7 protein-coding genes and 1 pseudogene are annotated in these 9,766 nt (G+C 64.1%); 5 read left to right on the forward strand and 3 right to left on the reverse strand.

From position 1 onward, the window contains the following. The 5 genes and pseudogenes from WDW90_RS32060 to WDW90_RS32080 form a co-directional block, all read left to right on the forward strand. Window positions 1–577, forward strand: a pseudogene (locus tag WDW90_RS32060) (IS701 family transposase); the annotation flags it as partial. 75 nt (window positions 578–652) lie between these two features. Next, window positions 653–1,807 carry an IS110 family RNA-guided transposase gene (locus WDW90_RS32065; protein ID WP_336491642.1) on the forward strand — a complete coding sequence of 385 codons (1,155 nt, stop codon included), beginning with the start codon at window positions 653–655 and terminating at the stop codon, window positions 1,805–1,807. 764 nt (window positions 1,808–2,571) lie between these two features. Continuing rightward, window positions 2,572–2,799, forward strand: coding sequence for a hypothetical protein (locus tag WDW90_RS32070; protein ID WP_336491644.1), 228 nt, complete (start codon window positions 2,572–2,574; stop codon window positions 2,797–2,799). Between the two features lie 263 nt (window positions 2,800–3,062). After that, complete coding sequence (gene chrA / locus WDW90_RS32075; protein WP_336491645.1) at window positions 3,063–4,301, forward strand: chromate efflux transporter; 1,239 nt, start codon at window positions 3,063–3,065, stop codon at window positions 4,299–4,301. Window positions 4,302–4,655: 354 nt separating this feature from the next. Then, window positions 4,656–5,297: a Cj0069 family protein gene (locus WDW90_RS32080; protein ID WP_336491646.1), complete on the forward strand. Its 642-nt coding sequence runs from the start codon at window positions 4,656–4,658 to the stop codon at window positions 5,295–5,297. A 522-nt stretch (window positions 5,298–5,819) separates the two neighbouring features. Here the strand turns inward: WDW90_RS32080 and WDW90_RS32085 are convergent. The 3 genes from WDW90_RS32085 to WDW90_RS32095 all read right to left on the reverse strand — a co-directional run bounded on the left by WDW90_RS32085 (window position 5,820) and on the right by WDW90_RS32095 (window position 8,876). Next, entirely contained in the window at window positions 5,820–6,767 is a 948-nt protein-coding gene (locus WDW90_RS32085) for a hypothetical protein (RefSeq protein ID WP_336491647.1), read from the reverse strand. A gap of 552 nt (window positions 6,768–7,319) precedes the next feature. Further along, on the reverse strand, window positions 7,320–7,610 hold the full coding sequence (locus tag WDW90_RS32090; protein WP_336491648.1) for a helix-turn-helix transcriptional regulator: 291 nt from the start codon (window positions 7,608–7,610) through the stop codon (window positions 7,320–7,322). Between the two features lie 48 nt (window positions 7,611–7,658). Next, window positions 7,659–8,876, reverse strand: a complete 1,218-nt coding sequence (locus WDW90_RS32095) for a tyrosine-type recombinase/integrase (protein ID WP_336491649.1) — start codon at window positions 8,874–8,876, stop codon at window positions 7,659–7,661. Window positions 8,877–9,766 lie beyond the last annotated feature (890 nt).

Below are 9,766 nucleotides of genomic sequence, written 5' to 3' on the forward strand. Positions count from 1 at the left end.
GGCCCCGCGCACGAGGTGGCAGATGACCGTCATGCCCGGCTGGTATGGAGCGGGTGAGCGCACCATCGAGATCGCCACTGCGACCGCAGTTTGGCGGCATGGCGGCTTGCCGGTCGTGCCGATCCGATGGGTGCTGGTGCGCGATCCCGAGAGCCGCTTCGCACCACAGGCCCTGCTCTGCACCGACATCGACCGCGAGCCGGTACAGATCGTGTCTTGGTTCGTGCGCCGCTGGAACGTCGAGGTCACTTTCCAAGAGGCTCGCGCTCACCTCGGCATGGAGACGCAGCGGCAGTGGTCAGACAAGGCCATCGCCCGCACCACACACTGCCTGCTCGCGCTGTTCTCGATCGTGACGCTGCTCGCCAGCCGCCTGCCGGTCCGCGAACGCGCCCGGATCACGACGGCCGCATGGTACGCCAAACCAAAGCCGACCTTCATCGACGCCCTCGCGGCGGTTCGCTACGCGCTCTGGCGTGAACAGACTTCTGTGATGTCGTGTCGCCAGAGCCACCGACCGAAACGGCGCTTCGTCTTACCCCGCCCCTGGGCCTACGTCCTCTGCCAAGCCGCATGATCGGCCAAAGATACCATGCAAGGAGCTGGAGATTGGATCATCCTCCTGCTCTCTGAACTTGGGACGGAGTTGGCCATGTCTCGCTGCAAACAGATCCAGAGGAACCTGCCTGAGGTTGCTGTGTTCGTCACGCTGGAGCTCAGCAAGTCGACCTGGCTCCTGGCTGCGCAGGCCATGCCGAGCGGAAAGACATCCGCACATCGTCTCTGCGGCGGCGACGTCGAGGGTCTGCTCGTCCTGCTGCACCGCCTGCAAGCTCGCGAACAGCGGAGTTCCGGCCGGGAGGTGGAGATCATCCTCGGCTACGAGGCCGGCTATGACGGCTTCTGGCTGCAGCGCCGGCTCGCGGCCGAGGTGATCACCTGCTTCGTCATGGATCCCGGCAGCCTCCAGGTCGACCGCCGCGCACGGCGGGCCAAGACGGACCGGCTGGACGCAGCCATGCTGCTGCGGGCTCTGATGGCCTGGTGCCGCGGTGATGACGCCGCTTGCCACATGGTGCAGGTGCCCTCGGTCGAGCGCGAGGACGCCCGGCGGACCCACCGCGAGCGCCAACGGCTGATCGCCGAGCGGGTGCAGCACGTCAACCGGATCAAGGGCCTGCTCGCCACCCAGGGCGTCTACAAGTACCATCCACTGCGGCGCGACCGCTGGGAACGGCTGAAGGAGGTGCGCACTGGCGACGGACGCGACCTGCCCCAGCGCCTGCGCGGCGAGATCGAACGGGAGGTCCGACGGCTGGAACTCGTGCTCGAACAGATTGCGGTGGCCGAGGCCGAGCGAGACGCTGCCGTAGCCGACCCGGCCGTCGAGGACACCGACGCCGAGAAGGTGGTGCGTCTGGCCCGTCTCGGCGGCATTGGCACCGAATTGGCCACGGTGCTGGTCCGCGAGGCGCTGTACCGGCCGTTCGACAACCGCAAGCAGGTGGCCGCCTACGCCGGCCTCACGCCGAACCCGTACGCCAGCGGAGACCGGCAGCGCGACCAGGGCATCTCCAAGGCCGGGAACCCGCTCCTGCGCAAGTCGATGATCGAGCTGGCTTGGCTGTGGCTGCGCTATCAGCCGGGCAGCGGGCTCGCACGCTGGTTCGTCGAGCGGGTTGGCACGGCGCGCGGGCGCATCCGCAAGATCACGGCGGTCGCGTTGGCGCGCAAGCTGCTGGTCGCCCTGTGGCGCTATCTCGCCATCGGGTTGGTTCCGGAGGGGGCGCGCCTGAAGGCGATCTGAGAAACAAGGTTCGTCCGCCGGCCGGTCGACGGCGCGTCGGACGAGCGGGGTCGGCGTGTGACCGGAGCTCGACGGGGTTTGCTGCCGTCGCCAAAGATGGGTCCCGCTACCCTGAGCCGGCCCGCCTTGCACGAGGCATCTTGGTCAGGAACGCTCCGTTCCGCCGGATACGAGTGGATCAGCAAGCCCAGCGCTCGCACGACAACCGGCTCCCCGCCTGTCCGAAACACCGATCACCGCGCCCCCTTGCGGAAACGTCTCATACGAGTCGAGCTAAGAGGCGCGCAATCAGCATCGATTGCGCCCGGCCGTCACATGCGGACGCGGCCCGGCCCCGACCGGGTCTTATCCCTTCGAGGATGGCCGCAGCCATCACCGGCGTCCCCCGCATCGGTCGGGCTTCGGTCTCGGACGTCAGCTTCGTGCGGAGGCTCTTTGACCTGGACGCGTCGAAGTCTGGCGGGATGCCGGTGCCGCGGTCGCAGGCGGTCAACCGCAGGTCCCCGCGCCCGCGCCGGTGCCGTGCTGGCCCAGGGCCACATCTCGCATCCACAGGGGCGGTCTCGCCCACTCGGAAGGTGGCGGCAAACAGCCGGAAGCCAGCGGCCTTTGACGCATCGGGCCCGACCGGCGCCTGTCACCGAGCCGCACGGGAGGCTCGCGGCCATCCTGCGCTTCCTGTGCGATCCTGAACACTGGCTGGGCTGGGTTCTGGTCCTGCTACCATCAAGTTCCTGTCACCAGCTGCAGCCTTGGAGCAGAAGATGTCCAAGCCGGAACGCACGCTTGAAAACCTGAAGGGCGGTGCTGAGATCCTCGACACACTTCGAGAGGAGTTCGCGCAGTGGCTTGGGGAAGCTAACGAGGAGGGCCAGAGAGAAGCCTACGAGAACGTCCTTGGCCACGTTGACGCGATGGTGCGAGAGTATGCCCAGCGCCTCCAAGAAGCTGAAGCACAATTAGAGGCTCCTCCGGGCGCGTTCGGCGCGTAAGCCATGCTCGCCACATAGTCGAGGAAGGGTATACCCTCCCGCTACATCACGAAGCCTGCGCTGGATGCGTGGCCATTTCAGTAGGCTCTTGGACGCGCCGCGCACGCACGTTCCAGATCGCAGGAGCACCCGTCTGGAACGGACTCTCGGCGGATCAGGATCGGCCCACATGGGCAAGCCCTATTGGAACGGGAGTGAGCTTCTGCCATCAGCTCTACCGAATTCGCCCCATCAGGCCCTCGTGCACGCTCTAGCCGGTGATCATGGTCTCTCCAATTCCGGCCACGGCAGATGCTGCCCATTCTGCCAAGCCAGGAACCCCGGGAGAGGTGTTCCTGGCCTTCCTCAAGCTCGGTCTGACCTCCTTCGGTGGTCCCATCGCGCATCTGGGCTACTTCCGGGATGAGCTGGTGACTCGCCGGCGCTGGATCGATGAAAGCGACTATGCGGACCTCGTGGCGTTGTGCCAGTTCCTGCCGGGCCCGGCATCGAGCCAGGTCGGCTTCTCTCTCGGAGTGCTGCGGGGCGGCGGGCTCTTGGGTGGACTCGCCGCTTGGACAGCCTTCACGCTGCCGTCCGCCCTGTTACTGCTCGCCTTCGCCTATGGGGCGAGTGCCTTCACCGGACCGGCAGCGCAGGGGCTAATCCACGGGCTCAAGCTCGTGGCTGTGGCCGTAGTCGCGCAGGCGGTCTGGGGCATGGCTCGTTCGCTCGCGCCGGACCGCCCGCGGGCATCCATCGCAGTTGGTGCGCTTCTCCTGACGGTGTTCGTCGCCGGATCGTTCGGGCAGATCCTGGCCATCGCTCTTGGCGCGGTCCTAGGTCTCGTGTTGTGCCGGTCAGGCGCCGCTCCGATCAAAGGGCACCTCGCCTTCCCGGTTTCGCGCTGGGCCGGTGCGGTCGCACTCGCCGTCTTCCTCCTGTTGCTCGTGCTGCCCCACTTGCTCGCCTCAGGCCTCCAATCTCAGGGGCTGGCGCTGTTCGACGCCTTCTACCGCGTCGGTGCCCTCGTCTTCGGTGGCGGTCATGTCGTCCTGCCGCTGCTGCGAGCGGCAGTGGTCGATCCGGGCTGGGTGACGCCGGATACCTTCCTTGCTGGCTACGGTGCGGCGCAGGCGATCCCAGGTCCGCTGTTCACCTTCGCGGCCTATCTCGGGGCGGTCGTCCACCCCGCTCCTAACGGCATCCTCGGCGCATCGATCGCGCTGGCGGCAATCTTCCTGTCCAGCCTCCTACTCGTCTACGGGATGCTACCCTTCTGGGACGCATTCCGGACCCGCCCGCTCGCCCAGGCAGCCATGCGCGGGACCAATGCGGCGGTGGTCGGCATCCTGGGCTCGGCCTTGTACGACCCGGTCTGGACAAGCGCCGTCCATTCGCCGCGCGATTTCGCGCTTGCTACAGTAGCATTCGTCCTCTTGACCACCTGGAAAGCGCCACCTTGGATCGTCGTCGTTCTGACAGCCATTGGCGGCATCGCTGGGGGCGTCACCCAACCTTGAACTAGGTTCCGTAACGCCCAATCCGTGAGGGTCCGCTTCAAAGCACACACCGGCCGTTGAAATTGGGCTGACCGAATGTCCGCTCCTGGCGCAATCCAGACCTGAAACCTTTGCTGCGAAAGTGTCCGCTTTCGAGATCCTGTCTGGGTCAGCTGAACGGCCGGAATGGGCGCAAGGCGGAACGTCCGCTTGCGAGCGGCGAGCTAATCTCCGCTTTCCACCCCGGGCGGACCCATACGTGTGGGCACCAAGTGTCAGGTTTGAGCAATTAGCGGCCGATAAGAGCGGCGTCTGGAAAGTGCCGAGCACCCGGCTGCTGACGTTCCACCGCCGCGTTGATCACTGAGTAGTTCTGTGAAGCGGGACCGTGGCAACGCGGGGATCGGGGTCTGGAAGGTCGAGCGAGCGGCGGGCGGGGACGTCGTGGTGCAGGAGGCGCGGGACCGTCAGCCGCGTGTCATGGCACTCGACACGTTCATGGCGGAGCGCGCGGCCGATTTCGTGGATGCGGGCGCCTTGATCGACCAGCCGTTCCAGGCGCGTCACCTTGAGGGGATGATCCGCTGCTATATGTCCGGCGGCCGGTTAGTCGGGTTCGGTCACCAGCTGGTCCGCGCCCTCGCCCCGCCGGAGGCCGGCCCGGCGCCGCCGCGCCTGTATTCGGGGCCGGACGACGCGCGCTTCCAGCGCCTGCGGAGCCTCTTGGGGCGGGAATGGACGCCGCAGATGACACGGTTGCTGGACCTTGAGCCAGACGCCCTGCCGGTGATCTGGGACGCCGACTTCCTGCTGGGGCCGAAGGCTCCCGACGGCGAGGACACCTATGTGCTCTGCGAGATCAACGCGAGCTCTGTGTTTCCCATACCAGACGAGGCACCAGACGCCCTCGCCGAAACGATGCTCCAGCGGCTGGTAGCGGCCCGCGACCGCAGCACGGCTGCAATCCATCAACGGAAGTCGAAGTCAACAAACTCCGTCGCTGGAGCAAACGCATAGCAAAGGTAGAGCAGTCGTGTAGCACTCGCTAGGCTCGGGCTGTTATATTTCAATGACTTGGCGTACCAGCTGGCGCGCCGGCCCAGCAAGAAATCGGGGCTCCTCCTGCGGGCGTACTTCCGAACTGCCATTCGAGGTGACGAGCCCTGCTCCTTGGCGCACGATGACCCGCAACTGTGGCAGTTGCCCGTGGTGCTGCAACCATGCGAGCCGGATGGATCTCCGAGTAGGTGTGTTGCTACTGCTGGGAGACGTAGCCGGCCGAACCATGCGGTCCCGGCGCCCGATATAGCCCTCGTGCGCGAACTTGCGCTGTTGAGTGTGTTTTGGTCCGCGTCTCGCCTACGGCTCGAACAACAGCAGCAGATCACCCAACTGGATCACCACGAGGCGGTGGTGAAGGTCCCAGGCAGATGCCGGCTTCGACCTCGATCAATTTCCTGGCAGGGCACGGCAGCATGCACAACTTCGTCGTCACCTATTTGTAGAGAGTAAGGTGCCGATGAAGCTGTGCACAGTGCTCTATGCAGCCAGCGCGACGGCAGCCGATGATGTTCCGCGGGTCGATCGGTACACAGCAGCAAATGCAGCGAGGTAGGGTGCCGGGTCGGCGCCGCGCGGGATCGCTGGTAGGGCCGGCAACTCGCCTGCAGCCTTGAGCTTGTAAAATTTCCGACGCTTGAGGTCGATGACTTCCCAGAGCTTCAGTGCCTCAACTGACGAGGATTGAGCCTTGGCGTTCGCTGCGTCGCGCTTCGCCCGCTGGTAGGACGCATCACGGACTCGACGCTCCGCTCGGAGCTCGTCGGCGGTGCGGTCAATTGGTGTGACGAAGCGAATGTCGCCGGCCCGCATCTCGGCGGCGGTCATACGGAGTGTCCGGCCGAGTTCTTTGCCGCTCGGGCCAAACGGCTCATGCGCGAAGCGGCTTTCATGGTGTTCGCGCCACTGGTCCAGGACCTTTCGCTCGCGTTTGTGTACCCATACGAGAGCATCGGGCACGATCGAGCGGACCTCGTCGCCGTTGATGGGTACCAGGTTTGGCGTGCACCAGCGGAGCCACTCGATGGTGCGTGGCGTGAATTGACGGAACCCACGGTAAAGGCGCTCACCTTTTTCGCACAGGCCGAGTTCGCTCGAATCTTCCGTGGCCAGGCCGAGGATCCGTCCGTTCGCACCAGCAAGATCGATCAGATATGGTAGTGCTGCGTCGAAGTAGACCTCGGCGTCATCGTCGTCGCAAGGGCCACCGTAACGCGCGCCGATCAGTTTGCCGATCTGTGGGAGAAGCGTCGCGGAGCGATTGAAGCTTTTAGTCCACTTGCGCCCGGAAGCAGCAGAGCCACTACGGAAACTGTCGAGGTGCTTCCGGTCATTGTCGTTCAGCGCCAGCATCCGTGGCAATTCAGCTAGCTCAACCAATGCGGTCTGTTTCATGCCCGTGTCGTTCATGACGTCGATCTTCTTCATCTTGCGAGCAATGTTGGTCAGGTGTCGTTCTGGCGATCTGACGCTGAAGCCTGGGCGCGCATGAAATTCAGCGGCAGATGCGCGCCGCCGGGGTCGATTCTCGTTGCGGTTCAGGGTGATGGCCGCATTCCGTATTTTTCGGTCGCGCCTTTTAAGGTGCACATCAGGGATTGCGGCAGGCTGCTGTCCGACATCGGTCCGACAATTGTCGTGCACTTGTGGTCACAATTGTCGGACGCTTGTGGTCTCACTTGTCGCGAAGCTTAGCTCGATCTCCGAATCCAGCCCGGCCACACATCACTTTTGCACTTCGCCTTGGCGCTTACGTCGCGCCGAGAGCCTCGCGTGTCCAGGGCATCCGCACCTGTAGGCCCCCGACCCGATTAAAATGCTTTTGCTGGTGCGATTTCCTGGCGCCGGGGCCCCAAAAGGCCCGGCCCCTCTTTCAGAAAAAAATTGGCCGAGAGCGGCAGGTTCGTGGCGCCGCCCGAGTTCCGGAGCCCAAGTCGATCATCGCACGCATGCGTGATCTAGGACGACCTCGGGCGAGCCTCATGATCTATGGTGCTCAGTCAACGGGGCGGGATGGTTGTCGTTGCTGGTGCGCGAGGCCTTGAACTCGTGCCACTCCAAGCCGGCGGCGCGGCTATCGAGCCAGTCCAACAGGTCGCCGACCCGCCAGCCGAGCTTGCGCTCGGAGAGCCGCAGGGGAGCGGGAATCGCTTGCTGGTCCCGCATGCGGCGGAGGGTCGGCACGGACACACCGCATAGGTCCGCGGCATCTTTCGTGCCGAGGACGCGATGGCGGAGGAGTTCGGGGGGGAGGTGCGCAGGAGTGGGCATCGGCCTTAAGGGGTGGTTAACGATGCCGATACGGATGATATCAGGTGGTTAATTGATCATCACAGGGGCGCATTCCGGGCTGCCAACTGCGACAATCCGGCTCACTTCGGCCGCCCACCGATCGAGCGCCTCTCGCTTCTCGGTACGGTAGACGGCGCGGTTGTAGATCCCCGCCACTCCCGCCTTGTGGCCAGATACGTGACTTAAGACCGCCTCGATGACATGCGGCAGCACCCCGATGTCGGCCATGCCCGTAGCTGTTGAACGCCGAAGATCGTGAATTCGCCATGGCGGCAACGAGACCTGTCGATCGAGCGCGGCTTTGCACTTCGAGAATCCGGCAAAGCCGCCGCTACCGGTTCCGAAGACCAGTTCGCGGCCGACCCGGGCAGGGATCGCGCGCAGAATTTCGAGGGCCAGTCCTGATAGGGGCACCTCATGTTGTTGCTTGTTCTTCATTCGGATCGGAGGGAGTCGCCAGCTGCATTCTTCCAAGTCCAGTTCGCTCCACCTCATCTCGGCCACTTCGTCTCTGCGTTGACCGGTGAGGATCAGCAACTTGATGATCCGCCCGAAGTCGTTGTCGGCCAGCGTCTTCCAGATTGCCGCCAACTCGGATGCGGACAATACGCGGTCTCGCCGAATTTCATGGGCCGGCGCCTTCGTGCCCACTACGGGGTTTGTTTCGATGATGCCCTCGGCGATGGCCCAAGCGTATGCCGATGAAAGACATCTTCGCGCCCGAACTGCAGCTTGAGGTCCCGACTCCCGAACAATTTCATGCAGCCGAGCGGCGACATCAACACGCCGCAGGTCACCCAATGGTCGCTCGTGCAGCGGCTTCCAGTGCGTGTTGATGTGCGTCTTGAGGTTCGCAAGAGTTGACTGCCGTGCGTGCTGCTCCTGCTGCTTCTGGTACCGCGCGAGTGTGCTTCCCAATGTGGTGACCGATTGAGTCCGTTGTTCACGCCTAGCCAGAAGTGGATCTTCACCAAGTGCAGCCTTTGCGAGCCGTTCTCGAGCGGTCTTTCGCGCGATCGAAACGTCGATGACATCGACGGCGCCGATCGTGAACAGCGACGACTTCCCTCCCGCTCGAGGAGGCCGGATCACCCAGGTCTTGCGTTCGCCTCGGATCCGGTAGCCGAAACCGGGAAGTTCGCTGTCCCAGACAATGCGCTCACTCTGTCCCGGCTTGAGCTCGATGCTGGCAACGACCGTCTTGGTGAGCTTTGCGATATTTTCTTGAGATGCTCGACGTCCCATGAAGGCAGGCTCGGGTTGCAAGTGGGGTGCAGAAGTATGAGCTGGTCTGATCGCTTCTGACACATCCGTGAGAGGGTCTCAAGGCGAACTTCGGGCCGGGTTGCACCAGTGATCACTCATGATGCTGTAGGGCGTCTCATTTACACGGAGAGGGTCGGGGGTTCGAGTCCCTCACCGCCCACCAATTACCTCAGTAACTTAGCGCCAATCTTGAGCGATCGGCGCAGCGCTTTCCCCAGATATTCCCCAGAAACTGCCTGCCTCTGCGCGGCGGCAGAGGCGGATGCCGTGCGCGACTCTCGGGCGCACCGCGCCCCGAGAGCTTGTCGGCGAGCGCGTGTGGATGGGCAAGGCCCGGGGCGGCTTCGATCCAGCCGGCTGGCGAAGGCCGTCCGGCCGACATCCGTCTATCGGACCGGCACCGCCAACGAACGTTCCTCGGAAAGCCGCCCGCGGGTGATTTCAGGCGCGGCGTTCCACATGGATCTTGGTCCTTCCGGCGACACTGGTTCCAAAATCTGAAACGATGTGCCTGGAACGAGCCCACCTGCTGTTTGGACTGTTCCGTTAGAGAAAGCCCCATCAGAACGCTGGCAAAAAAGGCAGGTAGGTCGCCGCTATGCCTGGCACCTGCATCATCGAGCGGGTCGATGGCGTTCCAGATCCCAGGTGGTGTTCGTCCAGGAGAGACCGGAGTGCTTGGTTCTCATGATCGTGGAGGCCGAGCGCGAGCGCCGCGCGCAGCTTGCTATCGTCACTTACCTGCTGAGCCGAGGGCACAGCGCGGAGGAGCAGCCGTCATGGCAACGAGACGGGCAGTTTAGCGTTTGCGCCTGATGCTCAGCGTCTTAAGCACCTTCACGCTAGGCTGAGCAGAACAACGCCGCATG

The organism is Methylobacterium nigriterrae, assembly GCF_037106235.1.
GTDB lineage: Bacteria > Pseudomonadota > Alphaproteobacteria > Rhizobiales > Beijerinckiaceae > Methylobacterium > Methylobacterium nigriterrae.